Consider the following 22977-nt stretch of genomic DNA (forward strand, 5'->3'; position numbering starts at 1 on the left):
TCGCGTGGAGGTCGGGGAGCGCGGAGTCAGCGGTCGGGCGCGACGGTGGACCAGGGCACGGTCAGCTCGCCGAGGCGCCAGCGGCGGTGCCGGTCCAGGACCGGCCAGCCGCGGTCGGCGAACAACCGCACCGCGTGCGCCCAGCGGGCCCGGGGGCCGAACGGGGCCATCGGCGCCGCCGTCGCCCAGCAGGCGTCGAGCTCCGCGAGCATCGCGTGCACCTTCTCGCCCGGCACGTTGCGGTGGATCAGCGTCTTGGGCAGTCGTTCGGCCAGGTCGGAGGGCTTCTCCAGGTCCGAGGGCAGGCAGGCCATGGTGAAGGTCAGCGGCCCGCCGCGGTCCAGCACCACCCAGCAGCAGCGGCGCCCGATCTCATCGCAGGTGCCCTCCACCAGCAGCCCGTCCGGGCCCAGCCGGGCGCACAGCTCGTCCCAGTACTTCCACGCCTCCGCCTCGGAGTACTGCCGGAGCACGTTGAACGCGCGCACCAGCGCCGGGCCGGGGAAGTCGCGGACCCCGGCGGCCAGCCCGGCCAGCTCGAAGCCGCCGCGGCGGAACTCCAGCGCGGGCGGATCGGCCACCGCCTTGCCCGCCGCGACCCGGTCCGGGTCGATCTCCAGGCCGACCACCCGCAGCGCCGGGTGCAGCGGGCGCAGCCGATCGGCCAGTTCCACGGTGGTCACCGGCGTCGCGCCGTAGCCGAGGTCGATCACCACCGGTTCCGCCGCGTCCCGCACCGCGCCCGCGACCCACGGCGTGCCGAGGATCCAGCGGTCGACGCGGCGCAGCCGGTTCGGGTTCGTCGTGCCCCTGGTGGGCATGCCCAGAGCGCGGGCCCGGCCGGCGGCCAGCCGCGGTGCCCGCTTCTTCGGGACCGACGTCATGCCCGGCGGGCCAGCCATTCGGCGGTGAAGCGCTCCTCGGCGCTGAGCAGCTTCTGCACCTGGTCGGCGACGAGGTCCTCCATCTTGCCGCCCACGAACGGCACGTTGACCCGCACGCTGCCCGCCACCACGAACTCGCTGTCGGCCGATTCGGCCACGTCGCGCAGCCACATCGAGCCGGTGATGGTGCACGGCGCCCCGGCGATCTCGGCGGCGATCTCGCCGGTGTAGTGCCCGTCCTCCTCGCGCCGCCACGACTCGCTGCGGTCGATCGTCAGATCGCTGCCGACCATGGTGCGCGCCACCGAGGGCAGCGAGTCGGCGGGCACCGAGTGGCGGATCTGGAACCGCGCGCCGTCGTCGGTCGCCACGTGCTGCACCAGCTCGGCGTTGGTGCCGCCGAGCTCCTCCAAGCGGTCGTTGAGGTAGTCGATGTCGATCAGCGCCTCGTACAACCGGACCGCGGGCCACTCGGAGGTGCTTCGGTGCTCGATGCGGCGTGCCATGCAGCGGAGGTTACCTTTGGCAACCGTGAACCCCTCCATGTCCGGTGCCGAAGAAGTGCGCGGCGACACAGCGCTGCCCGGCGAGCGCACCGGTGTCCCGCTGGCCGACCACACCACCCTGCGGCTGGGCGGCCCGGCTGCCGGTCTGGTGGTCGCGACCCGGCCCGACGAGATCACCGACGCGGTGCGCGCGGCCGACGCGGGCGGGCACCGCCTGCTGGTGCTGGGCGGAGGGTCGAACGTCGTGGTGGCCGACGAGGGGTTCGACGGCCACGTGGTGCGCATCGCCACCAAGGGCCGCCAGTACGACAGCGTCGGCGACGGGCTGGTGCAGCTGACCGCGGAGGCGGGCGAGGACTGGGACGAGGTCGTCGCCGACACCGCGCGCCAAGGCCTGGGCGGGCTGGAGTGCCTGTCCGGCATCCCCGGCCTGACCGGCGCGACGCCGGTGCAGAACGTCGGCGCGTACGGCGTGGAGGTCTCGGAGCTGCTGGTCTCGGTCGATCTGCTCGACCGGCGCACCGGCCAGGTCCGCACCGTCCCGGCCGGTGAGCTGGGACTGACCTACCGCAACAGCGTCCTCAAGCACAGCGACGCCGCCGTGGTGCTGCGCGTCCGGTTCATGCTGCGCGACGACGACCGCTCGGCGCCGATCCGGTACGGCGAGCTGGCCCGCGCGCTCGACGTCGAGCCGGGCACCCAGGTTGACGTGGCGAGCGCGCGCGAGGCCGTGCTGGCGCTGCGGCGCGGCAAGGGCATGGTGCTCGACCCGGCCGACCACGACACCTGGAGCGCCGGCTCGTTCTTCACCAACCCGATCGTCGGCGAGGCCGAGCTGCCCGAGGTGCTGGCGCGCATCACCGCGCGCGTCGGCACCGACCAGCGGATCCCGCAGTACCCGGCCGACGGCGGGGTCAAGCTGTCCGCGGCGTGGCTCATCGAGCGCGCCGGGTTCGCCAAGGGCCACCGGGGGCCGGGCGGCCGGGCGGGACTGTCCACCAAGCACACCCTCGCGCTGACCAACCGCGGCGGCGCCACCACCTCGGACCTGCTCATTCTTGCGCGTGAAGTTCGGGATGGAGTACGCGTGGCCTTCGGCGTTTCGCTGGCACCCGAGCCCGTCTTGGTGGACTGTTCGCTGTAGCAGCCGAAGAGCCGAACGGCCGTAAGAGTGACTCTTCGTGACTGATGCGTAACCCTGAGTGTTAAATGGTGTAGGTGGAGGGGGCCACCATGCTGAGCATCAGGGAGCTTAGGGATCGGGCCGTGATACGCCCGATCAAACGGGCCGTCGAGGATCAGCTGCTCGACCTGCCCGGAGTGACGGCTGTCGACATCGGCGCGCAGCACCGCGCCGGACGCAGCACCGGCCAACAGGTCATCGTGGTGTCGGTGGTGCGCAAGACGCCGCGCGAGCAGCTGAAACCCGGTGCCTGCGTGCCCGCGGACGTCTTCGGCATCCCGACCGACGTCATCGAGGAGCAGCCGGTCCTGCAGCACATCCACTGCGCCGAGAACGAGCCGCTGACGCCGCGACCGCGGCGCGCCGAGCGGCCCGGGGTGATCTCCGGCGGCAGCGGGATCGCGCCGTGCCGCGCCGTCCACCTCGTGCCACCGGAGGTCGCGGCGGCCGGTCCGCACCGGCGGATCGGCACGCTGGGCGCGCTGGTGACCGGTGCCGCGCCGATGGTGGTCCCGATGGGCCTGACCACGTTCGACGTGGGCTGCCTGGACGACGGCTGGTCGGTGGGCGACCGAATGCTCGACCCGGAGGGCGGGCGGGTGCACGCCGAGCTCGCGCGGGCCGCGCTGTCCGGTCGGGTGGACGCGGCGGCGGTCGCTTTAGCGCCGGGGTCGGCGACGACCTGCGTGGTCGAGGGCATCGGCCCGATCACCGGGCCCGCGACGGCCTACCCGGGCGAGCGGGTGCGCAAGCACGGCTTCGGCACCGCGGTGACCGTCGGCGTCGTGACCTCGGTCGACGCGACGCTTCGGATCGACCACGGCGAAGCCCTCGGTGTCCGCATCCTGCGCGAGCAGATCCGCGTGGTGGGTCCGGAGGCGCGCTTCTGCGGGCCCGGCGACGCCGGTGCGGCCGTGCTCGGCCCGGGCGGTCGGGTGGTCGGCCTGCACGTCGCGGGCAGCTGCGACGGAGCGGTCGGCTTCGCCAGCCCCATCGCGGACGTCCTGGCGGAACTGGACGTGGAGCTCTGCATCGAGCCCCAGCGCATCCACGCCTGACGGTTCGTGCTCGTTCTGCGTGGCGGTGCCGGTGGCGGAACCTCAGCTCGTGCCGTTGTGCGCTGCTCCTCGCGGTGCGGCCCGATCGCCTGGCCGAAAGAGCGCTCCGGGGCGCTGCGACGCTCCGGAGCGCTCACGGCGTTCTCGTCACTCGTGGCGGTGCATCCGGGTCGCGGAGTGCTGGTCGCGGGGCTTGACCTCGATGAAGTCGAGGTTCACGTGCGGCGGGCGGGTCACCGCGAAGGTGATGACGTCGGCGATGTCGTCGGCGGTCAGCGGGGTGATGCCGCGGTACACGGCCGCCGCGCGCTCCTTGTCGCCGGCGAAGCGCACCTCGGAGAACTCCGTCTCCACCGCGCCCGGCGCGATCTCGGTGAACCGCACCGGCTCGCCCAGGTGCTCACCGCGCAGCGTGCGGTGCAGCGCGCCCTGCGCGTGCTTGGCCGAGGTGTAGCCGCCGCCGTTGTCGTAGACGCCGGTCGCCGCCACCGAGGTCACCGTCACCACGTGGCCGTCGCCGGAGGCCACCAGCTTCGGCAGCAGCGCGCGGGTGACGCGCAGCGTGCCGAGCACGTTGGTCTCCCACATCCAGCGCCAGTCGTCCTCGACCGCGTCGGCGATCTTGGCCAGGCCCTTGGCGCCGCCGGCGTTGTTGATCAGCACGTGGCACTCGGGCACTTCCGCGACGAACGCGTCCACCGATTCCTGGTCGGTGACGTCCAGCGGCAGCGCCTTGCCGCCGATCTCCTCGGCCAGCGCGGTCAACCGGTCGGTCCGCCGCGCGCCCAGGACGACGGTGAATCCCGCCGCGGCGAGCTGCCGCGCGGTGGCGGCGCCGATGCCGGAACTCGCCCCGGTGACCACGGCCCAGCGACCTGCAGAACTTGTGCTCACGTCTACGTCCTCCCGCCGGTTTCGGGTTGCCCCCACCATCCGATCACGTCACCGGGAGGGCCTCGCCATCACCCGATCGATGTGACAGGACACACTGGGAGGGCAATGCGCCTCGCCGGGCTCCAGGCGTATTTGTGAATGAGGGTCATTTTTCGCCCGCTGTCCGCCGAATTCGGCAAAGCGGACAGCGAGGTCGCAATTTCTCGGAAGGGAATCGAAGGTGAGTTCCAAGCTGCGGCTGCTGTGGACTGCGCTCGCGGCGGTGCTGCTGATCTCCGGCTGCGGGACGTCCGCACCGGAAGACCGGGCGCCCGCCGAACCGGTCGCGAAGGTCTCCTTCGAACCGGGCGCGGGCGCGGCCGAGGTCAACCCGGCGGTGCCGGTCAAGGCGGGCGTCGAGCGCGGCAGGTTCGACTCCGTCCAGCTGACCAACGCCGAGGGCAAGCAGGTGGAGGGGCAGCTCGCGCCGGACGGCAAGAGCTGGCAGGCGACCACGGCCCTCGGCTACGGCAAGACCTACACCTGGTCCGGGCAGGCCACCGGCGAGGACGGCAAGCAGGTCCCGGTGCAGGGCAGCTTCACCACCCTGCAGCCGCAGCGGACCATCCGCGCCACCATCAACCCGACCGACGAGGCCGAGGTCGGCATCGCGATGCCGATCAGCGTCAAGTTCGACGAGCCGGTCCAGGACAAGGCGGCCGTGCAGCGGGCGCTGAACGTGCAGACCTCGGTCCCGGTCGAGGGCGCCTGGGCGTGGCTGTCCGACCGGCAGGTCGACTGGCGGCCGAAGGAGTACTGGCCGGCCAACACGCGGGTCAGCGTCAGCGCCAAGCTCTACGGCCTGGCCTACGGCGGCGGCGCCTACGGCCTGGCCGACCTGACCACCGACTTCGACATCGGCCGGGCGCAGATCGTGAAGGCCGACGTGAACACGCACCGGCTGGTGGTGCTGCGCGACGGCGAGCAGGTGGCCAGCTACGCGGCCAGCTACGGCGAGGAGTACGACCCGGGCCGCAACACGCCCAACGGGACCTTCATCATCATGGAGAAGAACCCGGTGGAGATCATGGACAACCCCCGCTACGGCTACCGCGACGTGCGCAAGACGTGGGCGGCCCGGTTCTCCAACCACGGCGAGTTCATCCACGAGAACCAGGAGAACGCGGCGGCCCTGGGCAAGGTCAACAACTCGCACGGCTGCATCAATCTCAGCGCGGCGGACGCGAAGAAGTACTACGACAGCGCGCTGATCGGCGACCCGGTCGAGGTCTCCGGCTCGGCGAGCAGCATGCCCCCGCAGTACGACGTCTACGACTGGCTCCTCAGCTGGGACCAGTGGCAGGCCAAGTCAGCGGCCTGACGAACCTGCCCGCGCGAGCTGCGCAGGTGGGCTAAGCGTCTCCGGCGTTTGAAGGACAAGGGCTCGACGGCGGTGGTCATCCCGGCCACCGCCGTCGATCTTTCACACGTGTGAGTAGCGCCACCCGGGGCCGGTCGGACGGCGGGTCCTGCGGGGTCTTGGCGGTAGCGTCGAGCGTTGGCCTGGTGTTGCGGGAATGTTTCCCGCCGCGCCGGACGTCGGGTTCCACGTGCGCTCCGTGACCTCGGGGCGTCCCGCTCGCGATGGACAGCAGATGACCTCCAGAACGTTACGCATGCGGCCGCGCCGCGCGGCCGTCTTCTCGTTGCACACCTCGCCGCTGGAACAGCCCGGCACCGGCGATGCCGGGGGCATGAACGTCTACATCGCGCAGACCGCGCGGCAGCTCGCCGAGTTCGGCACCGAGGTCGAGATCTTCACCCGGGCCACCTCCTCGGACGTCCCGCCGATCGCCGAGCTCGCGCCCGGCGTGCTGGTCCGCAACGTCGTCGCCGGGCCCTTCGAAGGCCTGGACAAGAACGAGCTGCCGTCGCAGCTGTGCGCCTTCGCCGCCGGGGCGCTGCGCGTCGAGGCGCGCCACGAGCCCGGTCACTACGACATCGTGCACTCGCACTACTGGCTGTCCGGGCAGGTCGGGTGGCTGGCGCGGGAGCGCTGGGGCGTGCCGCTGGTGCACACCGCGCACACCCTCGCCAAGGTCAAGAACGCCAATCTCGCCGTCGGCGACTCCCCGGAGCCGCGGGTTCGCGTGCTGGGCGAGGAGCAGATCGTCGAGCAGGCCGACGTGCTGGTGGCCAACACCGAGTTCGAGGCCGCCGACCTGGTCGACCGCTACGACGCCGACCCGGCCTCGATCGCGACCATCCCGCCCGGCGTCGACCTGGACGTGTTCACCCCGGGCGACCGCGCGGTCGCGCGCGCCGAGCTGGACCTGCCCATCGACGCCGTCACGCTCGCCTTCGTCGGCCGGATCCAGCCGCTGAAGGCCCCGGACGTGCTGCTGCGGGCCACCGCGGAACTGCTGGCGCGGCACCCGGAGCTGCGCGAACGCCTGGTCGTGCTGGTCGTCGGCGGGCCCTCCGGCAGCGGGCTGGAGCGGCCGCGCGCGCTGCAGGAGCTCGCCGCGGAGCTGGCGATCACCGATGTGGTGCGGTTCCTGCCGCCGCGCTCGGGAGCTGCGCTGGCCGCGGTCTACCGGGCTGCCGACGTCATCGCGGTGCCCAGCTACAACGAGTCGTTCGGGATGGTCGCCCTGGAGGCGCAGGCCTGCGGGACGCCGGTGGTGGCCGCGGCGGTCGGCGGGTTGCCGGTCGCCGTCGACGACGGCGTGTCCGGGCTGCTGGTGGACGGGCACCGCACCGGGCAGTGGGCCGACGCGCTGGGTTCCGTCGTGCGCGATCCGCGGCTGCGGGCCCGGCTGGCGGCAGGCACGACGGCGCACGCGACGCGGTTCTCGTGGCGGAACACCACCGAGGCGCTACTGGACGCCTACGCGCAGGCGAAGATGGCCTTCCACGAGCAACTGCACGTCCGGGAGGTGACCGCGTGAGCCTCGACGAGGTGATCAAGTCCACTTTGGACGAGAACGGGCTGGAGCACCGGCAGGAGGGGCGGGGCCGGTTCTTCGTCACGCTGCCCGGCACCAAGAAGCTGCAGACCAACTGCTGGCTGGTGGTGGCCGAGCACGCGCTGGTCGTCGAGGCCTTCGTGTGCAGGCAGCCCGACGAGGCGCACGCCGAGGTGTACCGGTTCCTGCTGCGCCGCAACGCAAAGCTCTACGGCGTGCACTACACGCTCGACGCCGCGGGCGACATCTACCTGGTCGGCCGGATCGGCCTGCACGCGGTGACCGCCGAGGAGCTGGACCGGGTGCTCGGCCAGGTGCTGGAAGCCGCCGACGGCGACTTCAACGCGCTGCTGGAACTCGGGTTCGCCACCTCCATCCGCCGGGAGTGGGGCTGGCGCGAGTCGCGCGGCGAGTCGCTGGCGAACCTGCAGCCGTTCCGCGCGCTCGTGGAGCGCGACGGCCCGCTCGAACCCGGGCCCGACCAGCAGTAGTGCAACCGGAAGATCGCACCGCTCCGTCCTCGCTTTGTCCGAACCGAGGTGGAGGAGTCGAAGGTGCGATTACGTTGGTCCCTGCTGGCCGTGGTCCTGGCCGGGTTGGTCGCGGGGTGTTCCTCGTCGGTGGAATCCGGTAGCAGCGCGCGCGAACTGGCGCCGCAGCGCAGCTCCGACTACTCGGCAGCGCAGCAGGACTTCTCGAAGGAGCAGCAGGACTTCTCGACCGACCAGCAGCGCGAGGTGATCCGCACCGCGGAGCTGGACGTCGAGGTGGACGACGTCGCCGGCGCGAGCGCGGAGGTGCGCCGCCGGGCCGAGGCGGTCGGCGGCTACCTGGAGCAGGAGACCGGTTACCGGTCGAGCAACACGATGACCCTCCGGATCCCGGCCGCGGAGCTGGACCGGGCGCTGGGCGAGCTGTCCGCGCTGGGGCGCGTGACCTCGCGCAGCCAGCAGGCCGAGGACGTCACCGACCAGCTCGTGGACACCCGCAGCCGGATCGACTCCCAGCAGGCCAGCGTGCAGCGCCTCCGCGAGCTGATGGCCAGGGCGGAGACGGTCACCGACATCGTCTCGATCGAGTCGGAGCTGACCTCGCGCGAAACGGAGCTGGAATCGCTCCAGCGCCGGGAAGCGGCGATGTCCTCGCAGGTGCAGCTGGCGACGGTCACGGTCCGCCTGGAGAGCCAGCCGGTGGTGGCCGATGAGGACACGGGCTTCCTGGCGGGTCTCAGCGCGGGCTGGCGGGCGCTCACCGCGACCGGCGCGGTCATCCTCACGACGCTGGGCGCTGTTCTCCCCTTCGCGGCGGCCCTGGTGGTCCCGGCGTTCGGCCTCCACCTCTGGCTGCGCCGTCGGAAGGCGCTCAAGAAGTCGCTCTGATCCTCGGCTGGACCGCGGGGGCGGCTCGGGAGAGAGGGGGAGTCACGAGCTCGAGCCGCCCCACGCGGGGGTCCCGCCTGACGGGCCGTTGGGCGGGGGGCACCCGGGGCCCGGCGGGCGCGGTCCGATGGGGGATGCGGACCGCGTTGATGCTCTCGCGTGATCGGGGAGTGCGTGGGAGCCGATCAAGGAGAGCTTTGTCAACTTCGCAGAGTCATGCAGCTGCCACAAGGCCGCCACATTACTCCATTAGTGTGATGTTCAAAGCGAAAAGTAACGCAAAGGAATCAAACTGCCTTCGTTTTTCGAACGAAGGTGATGGCCGCCACTTTCGTGTCACGTTGCTGCTGTGATCGGATAACCGTCGAGTGAAGTGAGCAACCAAATTCGCCGGTCACGGCGCGTTCCCGAGCGCTGTTCCCGGCGGCCTCCGCCGGGATTCATCGGCACCGCGCGGCGCGCGCTGAAGGCGGTCGGCGGCCTCCGCGGCGGAACGCCTCGATAGCCTGGGCATATGACTTCGACCCTGGTGCTGCTGCGGCACGGCGAGAGCACGTGGAACGCCGAGAACCTGTTCACCGGCTGGGTGGACGTCCCGCTGTCCGAGAAGGGGGAGGCGGAGGCCGAGCGCGGCGGTGAGCTCCTGCGCGAGGCCGGTGCGCTGCCGGACGTGCTGCACACCTCGCTGCTGCGGCGGGCGATCTCCACGGCGAACATGGCGCTGGACGTGGCCGACCGGCACTGGATCCCGGTGCGCCGCGACTGGCGGCTCAACGAGCGCCACTACGGCGCGCTGCAGGGCAAGAACAAGAAGCAGACCCTGGAGACCTACGGCGAGGAGCAGTTCATGCTCTGGCGCCGCTCCTACGACACGCCGCCGCCGGAGATCGAGCTCGGCAGCGAGTTCAGCCAGGACGCCGACCCGCGCTACGCCGACCTCGGCGCGGACCTGCCGCGCACCGAGTGCCTGAAGGACGTGGTGGTCCGGCTGCTGCCGTACTGGGAGTCGGCGATCGTGCCGGACCTGCGGGCCGGCCGCACCGTGCTGGTCGCCGCGCACGGCAACTCGCTGCGCGCGCTGGTCAAGCACCTCGACGGCATCTCCGACGACGCCATCGCGGGCCTGAACATCCCCACCGGCATCCCGCTGCGCTACGACCTGGACGAGAACTTCAAGCCGGTCAACCCGGGCGGCACCTACCTCGACCCGGAGGCGGCGGAGAAGGCCGCGGCCGCGGTCGCCAACCAGGGCCGCTGACCCCGGAACGCGCCGAGGTGAAGGGCGCCTTCCGCCGACCGACCCGGCGGAAGGCGCCCTTCGCGCTTTCCGATCCGGCTCGGAAGGTGCCCTGCGGTCGTCACTCGGGTGGGGGATGGATGGCGGGAAATCGCCGTGGTGGCGAACGGACTGCTACTGGCGGCCCTGCGGTTCGTGAACTGGTCACCAGCGCCGGGTGAAGTCGAGGTGAAGAAGCCACCGATTCGTGTCACGGGTATCACGGAACGCCCTCGTAGACTGGCCTTTCCCCACCCCGGCGCGCTTACGATGCTCGCGTGACCGCATTGGGCTACACCGCCCTGATCATCGCCGTGCTCCTGGTGGGTGCGGCCGGTGGCTTCGTCATCGCGAGACTCCGGTTCTACGGCCGCGGCAAACCCGAGGGCCCGACCGTCGCGGAGCTGCTCCAGCGGCTGGTGCACACGAGTGCCAGCGGCGTCGTCCTGCTCAACAAGTTCGGCGACGTGGTGCTGCACAACCCCCGGGCCGACGAGCTCGGCGTCATCCGGGACCACCGGGCCGACGCGCGCGCCCGCAAGGCCGCCGAGCAGGCCCTGGCCACCGGTGAAGCCGTTCCCGTCGACCTCTCCCCGCTGACCGAGCGCCCCGCGATGCGCGGTCGCGGCCCGGCCGCGGTGCTCGGCGAGGTCCGCCCGCTGGGCGACGGTTTCGCCGTCGTCGACGCCGCCGACGAGTCCGACTCGGTGCGCCTGGAGGCCACCCGCCGCGACTTCGTCGCCAACGTCAGCCACGAGTTGAAGACCCCGGTCGGGGCGCTCGCGCTGCTCGCGGAGGCGGTCCTGGACGCCGCCGACGATGCTGAAGAGGTGCGGCGGTTCTCCACCAAGATCCTGCACGAGTCGACCAGGCTGGGGACCCTGGTCTCCGAGCTGATCGCGCTGTCCCGCTTGCAGGGCGCCGAGGCGCTGCCCGAGATGACCACGATCAACGTCGACGACGTGGTCGAGGAGGCGCTGGGCCGCTGCCGGCTCGGCGCGGAGTCCGCGGGCATCGAGATCGCCGTCGACGAGCCCACCGGCCACCTGCTGGACGGGGACCGGACGCTGCTGGTCACCGCGCTGAGCAACCTGATCGACAACGCGGTGTCGTACTCGCCGCCGGGCAGCCCGGTGTCGATCAGCCGCCGCCTGTCCGGGGACTTCGTGGAGGTCGCGGTGACCGACCGCGGCATCGGCATCGAGCCGGAGTACCACGAGCGGGTCTTCGAGCGGTTCTTCCGGGTCGACCCGGCCCGCTCGCGCGCCACCGGTGGCACCGGCCTCGGCCTGGCCATCGTCAAGCACGTGGCCGCCAACCACGGTGGCGAGGTCAAGCTGTGGAGCCGCACCGGCACCGGCTCGACCTTCACGCTTCGGGTGCCCAGGCACGGCGCTCGCACGACCGACGGCCAACCGGTCGTCGACGCGGTGGCAACAAAGGACCGCCCCGGCGGAGTCATCCGTTCCGGGAACGAGGGTGCCGACGGCGTCGCAGCCGTCGAAACGGGAGGAGTCCGGTGACCAGGGTGCTGATCGTGGAGGACGAGGAGTCCTTCGCCGACCCGCTCGCTTTCCTGCTGCGCAAGGAGGGCTTCACGGCGGCAGTCGCCGCGAACGGTCCGGAGGCGTTGGACGAGTTCGACCGCAACGGCGCGGACATCGTGCTGCTCGACCTGATGCTGCCCGGCATGAGCGGCACCGACGTGTGCAAGCAGCTGCGCCAGCGCTCCTCGGTGCCGGTGATCATGGTGACGGCGCGGGACAGCGAGATCGACAAGGTCGTGGGCCTGGAGCTGGGCGCCGACGACTACGTGACCAAGCCGTACTCGGCGCGCGAGCTGATCGCGCGGGTGCGCGCGGTGCTGCGCCGCCGCGGCGAGGCCGAGGAGCTGCAGCCGCAGGTGCTGGCCGCCGGGCCGGTGCGGATGGACGTGGAGCGGCACGTGGTGACCGTCGACGGCGAGGACGTCAACCTGCCGTTGAAGGAGTTCGACCTGCTGGAGTACCTGCTGCGCAACGTCGGCCGGGTGCTCACCCGCGGTCAGCTGATCGACCGGGTGTGGGGCGCCGACTACGTCGGCGACACCAAGACGCTGGACGTGCACGTCAAGCGGCTGCGCTCGAAGGTCGAGCCGAACCCGGCCGATCCGCGCTACCTGATCACGGTGCGTGGCCTGGGCTACAAGTTCGAAGCGTGATCCCGCTCGCGTGACCGGGAGCACGACTTGCACCGGCGGAGCAGGTCCGAGGGCTGTTCGAGGCGCTCGGGTGGGCCGTTTGCGGGCCCACCCGACGCCCGGTCGCGTGCGCAGCCGGTAATTTGTCGGTCATGCGCCTAGGGGTGCTCGACGTCGGATCCAACACGGTCCACCTGCTGGTGGTGGACGCGCATCGTGGTGCCCATCCGACCCCGATGACATCGGAGAAGACCGTGCTGCGGCTCGCCGAGCGGATCGGTGCGCACGGCGGTCGTCTCAGCGAGGACGACGCGGCCGAGCTGATCCGCACGGTCGCCGCTGCCCAGGATTCGGCGGTCGCGGCCGGGTGCGAGGAGCTGATGGCCTTCGCGACCTCGGCGATCCGCGACGCGGTCAACGCCGCCGAAGTGCTCGACCGGGTCGAAGCCGAGACCGGCATAGCGCTGGAGGTGCTGCCCGGCGAGGACGAGGCCCGGTTCACCTTCCTCGCCGCGCGCCGCTGGTACGGCTGGTCGGCGGGCAACCTGCTGATGCTCGACATCGGCGGCGGCTCGCTGGAGATGGCGATGGGCATCGACGAGCAGCCCGACCTCGCGGTGTCGCTGCCGCTGGGCGCCGGGCGGATGGCCCGCACGATGCTGCACGACCCGCCCGGTCAGGACGAGGTCAAGAAGCTCCGCGAATGGCTCCAGGGACAGCTCGCGCCCACCGCCAAGCGGTTCCGCAAGCTCGGCAAGCCGGATCGCGCGGTGGCCAGCTCCAAGACGTTCCGGTCGCTGGCCAGGCTGACCGGCGCCGCACCGGCCTCGGCCGGGCCCCGGGCGCCGCGCACGCTCACCGAGACCGGCCTGCGCCAGCTGATCGCGTTCATCTCCCGCATGTCCTCGCCGGACCTGGCCGCCCTCGACGGGGTCAGCGCCGCGCGGGCGCACCAGCTCGTCGGCGGTGCGCTGGTGGCGGAGGCCACCATGAAGGCGCTCGGGGTGAAGGAACTCGACATCTGCCCGTGGGCGTTGCGTGAAGGGGTGATCCTGCGGCGGCTGGACCACACCAACGGAGACAGTCACACTGCCATCCAGGACCGAGCGGCGTTGCGGCTCGCCGGGCCTGATGAGGACGGAACTGGACGCCGGACGGAGCACGGGGCACGGTGGGAGCGATGAATCGGGACAGCGGGGCCGATCAGCCCACCCAGCGCACCGTCGCGGAGCTGCTGGCTGAGTACGGCAACAGCGGGCAGAAGAGCAGCCGCCGGCGGCGCAGGCGCGCCGAGGACCCGAGCGAGACCGCACCGCAGGCGATCATCGAGCGGGTGCTGTCGGACAGCGGTCAGATGCGCGCCATCCAGCCCGACGCCGAGCCGCCGCAGTACCGCAGCCACCGGGTCGCAGGCCGTCGACCGGCCGCCCCGCCGCCGCCTCCGCCGGCGGCGGCCCAGCAGCCTCCGGTCGCGCCGCCTGCCCCGCAGGCGCCGCCGCCCGAGCCACCGGCCGCCCCGGAGCCGCCCGCTGCCGAGGCCCCGGCGGAGGGCAGCCCGAGCTACTGGGCGCAGCGGTTCTCCTCCGCGGGCGGCAAGAAGCCCGCAGGCCCGGTCGCGGGCGATGCCGAGGCGACCATCCAGCAGCCCGCGTTGCGCGCCGACGCGCCGCCGGTGCCGCCGACGGCGCCCAAGCCGACGCCGCCCAAGCAGACGCCGCCGGAAGGCCTCACCGAGCAGCTGCCGCGCGTGCCCGCGGCCGCTCCGCCGAACGTCGAGAGCGGCACCGAGGTGCTGGCCGTTCCGGCCGCGCCGCCGGAGCCGGTCGAGGACGAGCCGAAGCGCGCGGACGACGACCCGTACGACTTCGACTCCTACGAGGAGCCGGAGCCGGAGTACGCCGAGGAAGACGACTACGACCCCGAGTTGCCCGCGGGCATGGACGCGGACGACTACCGCGAGGACGAGCCCGAGGAGGAGCCGGAGCCGCCGTCGCCCGCCAAGGAGTGGGGCACGCTGGCCCTGCAGGGCGTCGCCGGGCTGGTCGGCGGCGGTGCGGTCTGGTTCGGGTTCCGCTGGCTGTGGGGCTTCCACGCGCTGGCGGCTCTCGGCGCGGCGCTGCTGTTCACCGGTCTGCTGGTGCTCATCGCGTGGAAGTTCTTGCGCAACAACGACCTGCAGACGATCCTGCTCGCGGTGCTGGTCGGCCTGTTCTGCACGGTTTCGCCCGCCGCGCTGCTGCTGATCAGCCACTAGCTCCCGAGTTCGCACGACGCCGGAACCGGCTCCGCGGTGTGAGCTACGCACCGTTGGCGGGGCCCGCAGCGTGACCACCCGGCGATCGTCGGTCATCCTTGGCAGGACATGACAGTGCAACCGCCACCGCGCGAGGACGCCCCGGGACACATCCCGGTCGGGCTGTCCAGCGCCTCGGTGTGGCCGCAGCCGGCCCGGGCGGCGTTCGAGATGGCCGCCGACCTCGGTTTCGACGGGGTCGAGGTGATGGTCTGGGCGGACGCGGTCAGCCAGGACGCGTCCGCGCTGCACCGGCTCTCCGAGCAGCACGGGGTGCCGATCCTGGCCGTCCACGCGCCCTGCCTGCTGATCACCCAGCGGGTCTGGTCGCCGGAGCCGGAGGAGCGGCTGCGCAAGGCCGTGGTGGTGGCCAGCGAGCTCGGTGCGTCCACAGTGGTCGTGCACCCGCCGTTCCGCTGGCAGCGCCGCTACGCGGACGGGTTCGGCGAGCTGGTCGCGGAGCTGGAGGAGACCAGCGGGATCGCGGTCGCGGTGGAGAACATGTTCCCGCTGCGCCCGCCGAGCACGCTGAACCGGCTGCGCGGCGGCAAGTCCAGCGGGCTCTCGGCGTTCAAGCCCTCGCCGGACCCGACCGAGGTGGGCTTCCGCAACTACACGTTCGACCTCTCGCACGCCGCCGCCGCGCACGTGGACGCCATCGACCTGCTCAAGCGCATGGCGGGCGGGCTCGCGCACGTGCACCTGGCGGACGGGACGGGCGCGCCGCGCGACGAGCACCTGCTGCCGGGACAGGGCAACCAGCCCTGCGCCGAGGTCTGCGAAGCGCTCGCGGCCGACGGCTACCACGGCTCGGTGGTCCTCGAGGTCAACACCCGCAAGGCCCGCAATCCCCAGCAGCGCTCGGCATTGCTGGCCGAGGCCCTCCAGTTCGCCCGAACTCACCTCGAACTCCCGGCTCCGGCGTGAGGGTGCTGGTCGATTTCGCGCGAAATCGACCAGCACGCGGCGGTGCGCAGCGCCGGTTCCGCGCGAAATCTCCAGGCACGACGCCCACTTCTGGGCTTAGCCGGTGCCTGATGATCAACTTCGGTCAAGGTCACTAGAATCGGTGAACATGAACCCGTTGCGCGCATCGGTCGTCGAGCGCAGTCGACCACTGGACCGCATGTGACCGAGGCCCTGGACCCCTTCGCGACGGCCACCTCGGTGCGCCCTCTCGGCGACGGCAGCTACGTCGCCAACCTGCATCCGGAATGGGCCGTGGGCGACCGCCCGCACGGCGGTTACCTGCTTGCGCTGCTGACCAAGGCGCTGGGCGACACCACCGGGCTCGCGCCGCTGGCGGTCAGCGCGCAGTACCTGCGCCCGCCCAGGGTGGGGCCGGTGCTGATCCGCACCGAGGTGCTCAAAGCGGGCAAGACGGTCACCGCGGCCAGAGCCGTGCTCGAGCAGAGCGGGCAGGCCTGCGTCGACGCCACGGTCACCCTGGGCAAGAGCCCGGAGGGCGAGCCGGTCTGGGCGGACCTGCCCGACATGCCGGTGAACCCGCCGTCCAGCGCGATCGACCTCGGGACCGGCGAAGCGCGGAAGTACTTCTCGCTGGCGCAGGTCTGCGACATGCGGCTGGACGCCGACACCGCGGAGTTCCTCGACGGCCGCACCGGGCCGCCCCGCCTGCGGATGTGGGTCAAGCCGCGGGAAGCGCAGCCGGACCTGCTGTTCGGCCTGGTCGCGGGCGACCTGACGGTGCCGGTCACGCTGAACCTGGCCCGCTTCGGCTGGACCCCGACGGTGCAGCTGACGGCTCTGCTCCGCACGGCCCCGGCCAACGGCTGGCTGCGCCTGGCGGTGGACTGCCGAGCCGTCCAGGGCCAGTGGTTCGACGAGGACGTGACGGTGGTGGACTCGGTGGGCCGCCTGGTCTGCCAAGCCCGCCAGCTCGCCATCGCCCCGTAGTTGTTCCAGTGGTCGTTTTGCGTGGCGGTGCGGGTAGCGGAACCTCAGACGCCGCCTGGCTGCGGGATCCCGTCTTTATGTATGACCAATACACGGCAAACGGGCTGTCCTCGCCAGGCGACGTCTGAGAACCCGCAGCGGTGCGGGTTGCGAGGGTGGGTTATGCGCCTGCGGCGCATGCGTCCCTCATCGCGCGGTACCGCCATGCTCCGCAGTCGCCGTTTATCGCCGAAAGCGGCGACGCCGCTTGCCTGACGATGGCCGCTCCGAGAGGGCCCTCCGCTCGTCAGTCCAGGCGGGTCACGTCGAGGCCGCCGTCCGCGTGCTGCTTGCGGAGGCGCTTCTTGTCGAACTTGCCCACGCTCGTCTTCGGCGCCTCGTCGATGAACGTCCAGTACTCCGGCAGCTGCCACTTCGCCACCGAGTCCGCCAGGAAGTCGCGCAGCTCCGCCGCGTCCACCTGCTGGCCGTCGCGCAGGACCACCGCGACCAGCGGGCGCTCCGACCACTTCTCGTCCGGCACCCCGATCACCATCGCCTCGGCGACCGCGGGGTGACCCATCACCTTGTTCTCCAGGTCCACCGACGAGATCCACTCGCCGCCGGACTTGATCACGTCCTTGGCACGGTCGGTCAGCTGCAGGAAGCCGTCCGGGCTGATGTGCCCGACGTCTCCGGTGCGCAGCCAGCCGTCGTGGAACTTCTCCGGATCGTCGTCGCCGTAGTAGGACGCGGCGATCCACGGGCCGCGGACCTCCAGCTCGCCGACGCTCTCGCCGTCCCACGGCAGCACCTGGTCGTCGTCGCCGATCAGCCGAGCCTGCACCCCGGCGGGCAACCGCCCCTGGCTGGCCCGGTACCGCCAGACCTCCTCACCGGTGGTCCCGGCGGGCGCCCGGGACACGCTGCCCAGCGGCGAGGTCTCGGTCATGCCCCAGGCGTGCAGCACCGTGATGCCGTACTCCTCCTCGAAGGTCTTCATCAGCGACAGCGGGCAGGCCGCCCCGCCGACCACGACCTCGCTCAGCGAGGACACGTCGTGCGGATTCGCCGACAGGTACTGCAGCACGCCCTGCCAGATCGTCGGGACCGCCGCGGCCATCGTCGGGCGCTCCACCGCGGTCATCTTCGCCAGCGGCTCGGGCTGCAGGAACCGGTCCGGCATGACGATCGAGGCACCCACCATGAACGCCGCGTACGGCAGGCCCCAGGACATCGCGTGGAACATCGGCACGATCGCCAGCGCGCGATCCGCCTGCGACAGCGCCATCCCGTCGGTCATGCACACCTGCATCGAGTGCAGGTAGATCGAGCGGTGCGAGTAGACGACGCCCTTCGGGTTGGCCGTGGTGCCGGAGGTGTAGCACATCGCCGCGGCCGATCGCTCGTCCAGCTCGGGCCAATCGAACTCCACCGGCTGCCCGGACAGCAGCTCCTCGTAGTCGTGCACCTGGACGCCCTGCGGCGCCTCCAGCCCGGCCGCGCCGCCGCCCGCGACGACCACGTGCCGCACCGTCTTGAGCTCCGGGAGCAGCTTGCCGAACAGCGGCAGCAGCGTCGTGTCGACCACCACCACCTCGTCCTCGGCGTGGTTGGCCACGTACACGAGCTGCTCCGGGAACAGCCGGATGTTCAGCGTGTGCAGCACGGCGCCCATCGCCGGCACCGCGAGGTAGACCTCCAGGTGCTCGGCGTTGTTCCACATGAACGTGCCGACGCGCTGGTCGCCGGTGACGCCGAGGCCGCGCAGCGCGTGCGCCAGCTGCGCCGCCCGGCGGCCCACGTCGGCGTAGGTGCGGCGCCGCGAACCCTCGCCGGTCCAGGTGATGACCTGGGCCGACGCGCCGTGCGGGCCGCTGCCCTGCTCGAGTATCCGGGCGATCGTCAGGGATCCGTCCTGCATCGTGCTGAACATGATCAGAGCTCCTTCGGTCTGGATCGCACGGCCGTGGCGGGCGCTGTGGTGGCAGACACAGTAGCTGCTGCGATCGTGCCGCGGGAGATCTCGGGACGAATCGGACAGCGGCGGCTGACGTCGTTCGCGCAGCGTGTTCTGGCACCCTGAGCGGCATGACGACGATCGCCGTACTCGGAGCCGGAAAGATCGGGGAGTCCCTGCTGACGGGGCTGCTGAAGGCCGGACGGGCGCCGGCGGACCTGCTGTTCACCGAGCGGTTCGCGACGCGCGCGGCCGAGCTGACCAAGACCTACGGCATCACGCACGTGGACGTGGCCACCGCGGTGCAGCGCGCGGACGTCATCGTCGTCGCCGTCAAGCCCCAGGACATCGAGCCGCTGCTCGACGAGATGGCCCCGAACCTGCCGTCCGGCAAGCTCGTGGTCTCGCTGTGCGCGGGCCTGCCCACCGCGCTGTTCGAGCGGCGGCTGCCCGAGGGAACCGCGGTGGTCCGGGTGATGCCGAACACGCCGATGCTGGTCGGCGAGGCCATGAGCGCCATCTCCGGCGGCTCCCGCGCGTCGGACGCCGACCTGGAGCTGGTCGAGGAGCTGCTCGGCAGCGTCGGCAAGGTGGTGCGCGTGCCCGAGGGCCAGCAGGACGCGGTCACCGCGCTGTCCGGCTCCGGCCCGGCGTACTTCTTCTACCTGGTCGAGGCGATGATCGACGCGGGGATCCTGCTGGGCATCCCGCGCGCCACGGCCGCCGATCTCATCGTGCAGTCGGCGGTCGGCGCCGCCGCGATGCTCCGCGAGGGCGGTGGGCACCCGGTGATGCTGCGCGAGGCGGTCACCTCACCGGCCGGGACCACCATCGCGGGCATCCGCGAGCTGGAGAAGCACGGCGTCCGAGCGGCCCTGATCGACGCCATCGAGGCTGCTCGCGACCGGTCCGTGGAGCTCGGAGCCGCCCACCAGGACCGCGACTGAGTGCCTGTTTGTGGTTGCGTTGCTCGGGTGGTCGCTCAGCGGAACCTGAGCGCTTCCCTGGACTGCGGGTGCCCCTCCTGATGTATGAACAGATACACGGCGGAGGGGCCGTCCTCGCCAGGAAACCCCTCAGAACCCGCCGGTGGTCGCCGTGCGTAGGTGGATGCAAGCGGCTGACGCCGCTTCCACAAGCGAGGACGGCTTCGCCGACAGCTTTTGAAGGACGGGCGAATACTCAGGTAGTTCGGCCATCGCAGGTTCCCCAGCCGTCCCGCTACTCTCGATAGAGCACGTGCGTGAGGTTTCCGTCGGAAGGGGAAGCCGACGGCGCGACACGTGCCGAAGGGCAGGGTGAAGCATGTCTGCGAACTCCGAACCCAGCCAACAGGCGCCGCCGGACATGGGCCAGGTGCGGTTCCTCACCGTCGCCGAGGTCGCCAAGCTGATGCGGGTGTCGAAGATGACGGTCTACCGGCTCGTCCACGCCGGTGACCTGCCCGCAGCACGCGTGGGCCGGTCGTTCCGGGTGGCGGAGAAGGACGTCCACGCCTACCTGGAGAGCGCCTACTACAACGCGGGCTGAGAGCACTGTCGGCGGAGCCGTCCGCGCTTGTGCAAGCGGCGCCAGCCGCTTCGAGCACGCACGCAAAGTGACCACCGGCGGGTTCTGAGTGGTTTCCTGGCGAGGACGGCCCCTCCGCCGTGTATCGGGCATACATCGGGAGGGGCACCCGCAGTCCAGGGAAGCACTCAGGTTCCGCTGGGCGACCACCCATGCAGGCCGACCACCGAACAGGCCGTTCTGACGCTGGTAGCCGGGCATCGGAACCCGTTGGTGACGGTGCCCGGAGGCGTTTGGAGGACCACGGCGGCAGGGGGTCGCACCAGGGCAGGTAAAGTTCTGGGGTGGTCGTGCCTGGTGCGCTCATCTCGGCTGCGCCGGCGCGGAAGACGTTCGAACTGCCGTCAAGAGTGAAGGAGTCCGCATGGGCTCGGTCATCAAGAAGCGCCGCAAGCGCATGTCCAAGAAGAAGCACCGCAAGCTGCTCCGCAAGACGCGCGTTCAGCGTCGCAAGTTGGGCAAGTGACCTGCGCGCCGCCGCCGACCACCTGCAGGGGTCGGCGGCGGTGTTGTTTTCCGGGCTGTTCCCGCGCGCCGGGTGCTTCGGCGGCGCGGAGGTTTCGGCAGGTGATGGCCCGCTCACGAACCGTGGGCAGGCAGAACCGGGCCGGTCCTCGTCGGTAACCGCGATGTAGCCGTCGGTTGGTCCCGATGGCGGTAGCATCGCGCGTGGTGGCCGTGGTCGAGACGCAGGGAGACGCATGGGCCCGAACGTCGTGCTGGTGACCGGGGTCAGCCGCTTCCTGGGCGGGCACCTCGCCGCGCGACTGGCGGCCAATCCCGCGATCGGCCGGGTGCTCGGCGTCGACACCGTGCAGCCCGGTCGCGACCTGCTGCGCCGGATGGGGCGCACCGAGTTCGTCCGCGCCGACATCCGCAACCCGCTGATCGGCAAGGTCATCGCCAACGCCGGTGTCGACACCGTGGTGCACGCGGCGGTCAACACCCACTCCGGGCCCGGCGGCCGCGCCGCGGTCAAGGAGATGAACGTCATCGGCACCATGCAGCTGCTGGCCGCGTGCCAGCAGTCGCCGCAGGTGCGCAAGCTCGTGGTCCGCTCCACCTGCGCCGTGTACGGGTCGAGCTCGCGGGATCCCGCGGTGTTCGCCGAGGACATGGAGCCGAAGGACCTGCCGTCGTCCGGGTACGCCAAGGACGCGGTGGAGATCGAGGGCTACGTGCGCGGCTTCGGCAGGCGCCGCCCCGACGTGGACATCACCACGCTGCGCTTCAGCAACCTGATCGGCCCGCGCATCGACGCGATGCTCACCCGCTACTTCGCGCTGCCGGTGGTGCCGACCGTGCTGGGCTTCGACGCGCGGTTGCAGCTGCTGCACTCCGAGGACGCGCTCGCGGTGCTGGAACGCGCGACGCTGGCCGAGCGCCCCGGGGTCTTCAACGTGGCCGGTGACGGCGTGCTCATGCTGTCCCAGGCGATCCGCCGGGCCGGGCGGATCGCGCTGCCGCTGCCCGGTCCGGCGGTGCTGCCGGTGACGCAGTTCTTTCGCGGCGCGCGGCTCGTCGACTTCTCCTCCGAGCAGCTGCGCTACCTCAACTTCGGCCGGGTGCTGGACACCACCAGGCTCCGCGAGCAGTTCGGGTTCACCCCGCGCTGGACCACGCAGCAGGCGTTCGACGACTTCGTCAGCGGTCGCGGCCTGCGGCCGGTGGTGGATCCCGAGACCGTCCGGGCGGCCGAGCGCGGCGCCGGTGAGCTGGTCGTGAAGCTGCGCGGGTCGTCCGCCGCGCGGGATGTGGAGTCGTGATGGCGGATGCGCAGGTGATCCCGCTGCGGCCGGAGGACCGGAAGGCCGCGGAACCCGCCGAGCCGGGCTGGGAGGACGCCGTCGCCGAGGTGCTGGCCTTCGCCCGGCGCCGGCTGCTCGGCGACTACCAGGTCGACGAGTTCGGCTTCGACGAGGAGCTGACCGACGAGGTGTTCCTCCGGCTCCTGCGCCCGTTCTACGACAAGTGGTTCCGGGTGGAGGCGATCGGCCTCGAGCACGTGCCCGGGGACCGCGGCGCGCTGGTGGTGGCCAACCACTCCGGCACGCTGCCGTGGGACGCGCTCATGACGACCGTCGCGCTGCACGACCACCACCCGGCGTCCCGGCACCTGCGGATGCTCGGCGCCGACCTGGTGTTCCAGCTGCCGGTGCTCGGCGCGCTCGCCCGCAAGGCCGGGCACACGCTGGCCTGCAACCCGGACGCCGAGCGGTTGCTGACCGGCGGCGAGCTGGTGGGCGTCTGGCCGGAGGGCTTCAAGGGCATCGGCAAGCCGTTCAAGGACCGCTACAAGCTGCAGCGGTTCGGGCGCGGCGGCTTCATCTCCGCGGCGCTGCGCACCGGGGCGCCGATCGTGCCCTGCGCCATCGTGGGCGCGGAGGAGATCTACCCGAAGCTGGCCGACATCAAGCCGCTGGCCCGGTTGCTCGGCGTGCCGTACTTCCCGGTCACGCCGCTGTTCCCGCACTTCGGCCTGCTGGGCGCGGTGCCGCTGCCGTCGAAGTGGTACATCGAGTTCGGCGAGCCGATCGAGACGGCGTCCTACCCGGAGGGCGCGGCGGACGACCCGATGCTGGTGTTCAGCCTCAGCGACCAGGTCCGCGAGAACATCCAGCACACCCTCTACCGCCTGCTCTCCCAGCGCACCAACGTCTTCCTCGGCTGACGCCCGGCGCGGTCACGGACGTCCAATTTCAATGGAAATTGCACGTCGTGTCGGCGTGTCCGGCGCCCGACACGCGGACACCTGCTGCGATTTCAATTGAAATCGGACGTCTGATTTCAATTGAAATCGCGTCCCGCGCCTGGGCGGGCGGTGGATTGTACGACCGGGGGAGCCTGGGTGCCGCGTTGCGGCGAGGCCGTGAGGTTGGTCTATTTGGGCTGGTAGACGCGCTTTGCGCGGGTGGTTCGGCGCGGCGTTGTCCCGGTCCCGACCTACAGGCC

General features: G+C 71.5%; 22 protein-coding genes. 18 read left to right on the plus strand and 4 right to left on the minus strand.

All coding sequences use genetic code 11. The features are described 5' to 3' along the window. Positions 1–26: 26 nt before the first annotated feature. Together ATL45_RS15895 and ATL45_RS15900 are read right to left on the minus strand one after the other, a co-directional pair. Positions 27–902, minus strand: a complete 876-nt coding sequence (locus ATL45_RS15895) for a class I SAM-dependent methyltransferase (protein WP_093145670.1) — start codon at positions 900–902, stop codon at positions 27–29. Continuing rightward, positions 881–1390 (minus strand): DUF2505 domain-containing protein, encoded by a 510-nt coding sequence (locus ATL45_RS15900; RefSeq protein ID WP_093145671.1) that lies wholly within the window; start codon positions 1388–1390, stop codon positions 881–883. Before ATL45_RS15900 ends, ATL45_RS15895 begins: the two co-directional genes overlap by 22 nt. A 37-nt stretch (positions 1391–1427) precedes the next feature. Here ATL45_RS15900 and ATL45_RS15905 point away from each other — a divergent pair, with 37 nt between their 5' ends. Then, a complete protein-coding gene (locus tag ATL45_RS15905; RefSeq protein ID WP_093145672.1) occupies positions 1428–2534 on the plus strand; it encodes a UDP-N-acetylmuramate dehydrogenase in 1107 nt (368 codons plus the stop codon). A gap of 122 nt (positions 2535–2656) precedes the next feature. Next, a complete protein-coding gene (locus ATL45_RS15910; RefSeq protein ID WP_246025373.1) occupies positions 2657–3631 on the plus strand; it encodes a chymotrypsin family serine protease in 975 nt (324 codons plus the stop codon). Between the two features lie 147 nt (positions 3632–3778). Here the strand turns inward: ATL45_RS15910 and ATL45_RS15915 are convergent, their stop codons facing one another. Next, positions 3779–4525: an SDR family NAD(P)-dependent oxidoreductase gene (locus ATL45_RS15915; protein WP_246025374.1), complete on the minus strand. Its 747-nt coding sequence runs from the start codon at positions 4523–4525 to the stop codon at positions 3779–3781. Between the two features lie 220 nt (positions 4526–4745). On the opposite strand from ATL45_RS15915, the gene ATL45_RS15920 reads away from it, so the two are divergent. The 11 genes from ATL45_RS15920 to ATL45_RS15970 all read left to right on the plus strand — a co-directional run bounded on the left by ATL45_RS15920 (position 4746) and on the right by ATL45_RS15970 (position 16517). Next, positions 4746–5885 (plus strand): L,D-transpeptidase, encoded by a 1140-nt coding sequence (locus ATL45_RS15920; RefSeq protein ID WP_246025375.1) that lies wholly within the window; start codon positions 4746–4748, stop codon positions 5883–5885. 274 nt (positions 5886–6159) lie between these two features. Further along, complete coding sequence (mshA, locus tag ATL45_RS15925) at positions 6160–7455, plus strand: D-inositol-3-phosphate glycosyltransferase (protein ID WP_170210254.1); 1296 nt, start codon at positions 6160–6162, stop codon at positions 7453–7455. Further along, positions 7452–7964, plus strand: coding sequence for a type III secretion system chaperone family protein (locus tag ATL45_RS15930; protein ID WP_093145676.1), 513 nt, complete (start codon positions 7452–7454; stop codon positions 7962–7964). The genes mshA and ATL45_RS15930 overlap by 4 nt, the downstream gene beginning before the upstream one ends. A gap of 63 nt (positions 7965–8027) precedes the next feature. Continuing rightward, on the plus strand, positions 8028–8852 hold the full coding sequence (locus tag ATL45_RS15935) for a DUF4349 domain-containing protein (RefSeq protein ID WP_246025376.1): 825 nt from the start codon (positions 8028–8030) through the stop codon (positions 8850–8852). Between the two features lie 514 nt (positions 8853–9366). Continuing rightward, on the plus strand, positions 9367–10110 hold the full coding sequence (locus ATL45_RS15940) for a phosphoglyceromutase (RefSeq protein WP_093145677.1): 744 nt from the start codon (positions 9367–9369) through the stop codon (positions 10108–10110). Positions 10111–10406: 296 nt separating this feature from the next. Then, positions 10407–11651: a sensor histidine kinase gene (locus ATL45_RS15945; RefSeq protein WP_211841238.1), complete on the plus strand. Its 1245-nt coding sequence runs from the start codon at positions 10407–10409 to the stop codon at positions 11649–11651. After that, positions 11648–12328 carry a response regulator gene (locus tag ATL45_RS15950; RefSeq protein WP_093145679.1) on the plus strand — a complete coding sequence of 227 codons (681 nt, stop codon included), beginning with the start codon at positions 11648–11650 and terminating at the stop codon, positions 12326–12328. The genes ATL45_RS15945 and ATL45_RS15950 overlap by 4 nt, the downstream gene beginning before the upstream one ends. 131 nt (positions 12329–12459) lie before the next feature. Then, positions 12460–13491, plus strand: coding sequence for a Ppx/GppA family phosphatase (locus ATL45_RS15955; RefSeq protein WP_093145680.1), 1032 nt, complete (start codon positions 12460–12462; stop codon positions 13489–13491). Beyond that, a complete protein-coding gene (locus tag ATL45_RS15960) occupies positions 13488–14561 on the plus strand; it encodes an Rv0497 family membrane protein (RefSeq protein WP_093147135.1) in 1074 nt (357 codons plus the stop codon). Before ATL45_RS15955 ends, ATL45_RS15960 begins: the two co-directional genes overlap by 4 nt. Before the next feature lie 108 nt (positions 14562–14669). Next, positions 14670–15527, plus strand: a complete 858-nt coding sequence (locus ATL45_RS15965) for a sugar phosphate isomerase/epimerase family protein (RefSeq protein WP_093145681.1) — start codon at positions 14670–14672, stop codon at positions 15525–15527. A gap of 201 nt (positions 15528–15728) precedes the next feature. Next, complete coding sequence (locus tag ATL45_RS15970; RefSeq protein WP_093145682.1) at positions 15729–16517, plus strand: acyl-CoA thioesterase; 789 nt, start codon at positions 15729–15731, stop codon at positions 16515–16517. 286 nt (positions 16518–16803) lie between these two features. Here ATL45_RS15970 and ATL45_RS15975 read toward each other — a convergent pair whose 3' ends face one another. Further along, positions 16804–18432 (minus strand): long-chain fatty acid--CoA ligase, encoded by a 1629-nt coding sequence (locus tag ATL45_RS15975; RefSeq protein ID WP_093145683.1) that lies wholly within the window; start codon positions 18430–18432, stop codon positions 16804–16806. A gap of 155 nt (positions 18433–18587) precedes the next feature. On the opposite strand from ATL45_RS15975, the gene proC reads away from it, so the two are divergent. The 5 genes from proC to ATL45_RS16000 all read left to right on the plus strand — a co-directional run bounded on the left by proC (position 18588) and on the right by ATL45_RS16000 (position 22696). Next, complete coding sequence (gene proC / locus ATL45_RS15980) at positions 18588–19403, plus strand: pyrroline-5-carboxylate reductase (RefSeq protein WP_093145684.1); 816 nt, start codon at positions 18588–18590, stop codon at positions 19401–19403. A gap of 358 nt (positions 19404–19761) precedes the next feature. Then, complete coding sequence (locus ATL45_RS15985; RefSeq protein ID WP_093145685.1) at positions 19762–19986, plus strand: helix-turn-helix domain-containing protein; 225 nt, start codon at positions 19762–19764, stop codon at positions 19984–19986. Between the two features lie 403 nt (positions 19987–20389). Then, positions 20390–20491, plus strand: coding sequence for a 30S ribosomal protein bS22 (locus ATL45_RS15990; RefSeq protein WP_010241351.1), 102 nt, complete (start codon positions 20390–20392; stop codon positions 20489–20491). Between the two features lie 235 nt (positions 20492–20726). Continuing rightward, complete coding sequence (locus ATL45_RS15995; RefSeq protein WP_093145686.1) at positions 20727–21791, plus strand: NAD-dependent epimerase/dehydratase family protein; 1065 nt, start codon at positions 20727–20729, stop codon at positions 21789–21791. Further along, positions 21791–22696, plus strand: a complete 906-nt coding sequence (locus ATL45_RS16000; protein ID WP_093145687.1) for a lysophospholipid acyltransferase family protein — start codon at positions 21791–21793, stop codon at positions 22694–22696. Before ATL45_RS15995 ends, ATL45_RS16000 begins: the two co-directional genes overlap by 1 nt. Positions 22697–22977: the final 281 nt, after the last annotated feature.

Origin of the sequence: Saccharopolyspora antimicrobica, from assembly GCF_003635025.1 — a bacterium.
Classification (GTDB): domain Bacteria; phylum Actinomycetota; class Actinomycetes; order Mycobacteriales; family Pseudonocardiaceae; genus Saccharopolyspora; species Saccharopolyspora antimicrobica.

Coding starts and splice junctions, on each gene's coding strand:
- ATL45_RS15955 (WP_093145680.1), top strand. CDS start 12,460: ATGCGCCTAGGGGTGCTCGACGTCGGATCCAACACGGTCCACCTGCTG.
- ATL45_RS15995 (WP_093145686.1), top strand. CDS start 20,727: ATGGGCCCGAACGTCGTGCTGGTGACCGGGGTCAGCCGCTTCCTGGGC.
- ATL45_RS15965 (WP_093145681.1), top strand. CDS start 14,670: ATGACAGTGCAACCGCCACCGCGCGAGGACGCCCCGGGACACATCCCG.
- ATL45_RS15975 (WP_093145683.1), bottom strand. CDS start 18,432: ATGTTCAGCACGATGCAGGACGGATCCCTGACGATCGCCCGGATACTC.
- ATL45_RS15895 (WP_093145670.1), bottom strand. CDS start 902: ATGGCTGGCCCGCCGGGCATGACGTCGGTCCCGAAGAAGCGGGCACCG.
- ATL45_RS15905 (WP_093145672.1), top strand. CDS start 1,428: ATGTCCGGTGCCGAAGAAGTGCGCGGCGACACAGCGCTGCCCGGCGAG.
- mshA (WP_170210254.1), top strand. CDS start 6,160: ATGACCTCCAGAACGTTACGCATGCGGCCGCGCCGCGCGGCCGTCTTC.
- proC (WP_093145684.1), top strand. CDS start 18,588: ATGACGACGATCGCCGTACTCGGAGCCGGAAAGATCGGGGAGTCCCTG.
- ATL45_RS16000 (WP_093145687.1), top strand. CDS start 21,791: ATGGCGGATGCGCAGGTGATCCCGCTGCGGCCGGAGGACCGGAAGGCC.
- ATL45_RS15900 (WP_093145671.1), bottom strand. CDS start 1,390: ATGGCACGCCGCATCGAGCACCGAAGCACCTCCGAGTGGCCCGCGGTC.
- ATL45_RS15985 (WP_093145685.1), top strand. CDS start 19,762: ATGTCTGCGAACTCCGAACCCAGCCAACAGGCGCCGCCGGACATGGGC.
- ATL45_RS15960 (WP_093147135.1), top strand. CDS start 13,488: ATGAATCGGGACAGCGGGGCCGATCAGCCCACCCAGCGCACCGTCGCG.
- ATL45_RS15990 (WP_010241351.1), top strand. CDS start 20,390: ATGGGCTCGGTCATCAAGAAGCGCCGCAAGCGCATGTCCAAGAAGAAG.
- ATL45_RS15940 (WP_093145677.1), top strand. CDS start 9,367: ATGACTTCGACCCTGGTGCTGCTGCGGCACGGCGAGAGCACGTGGAAC.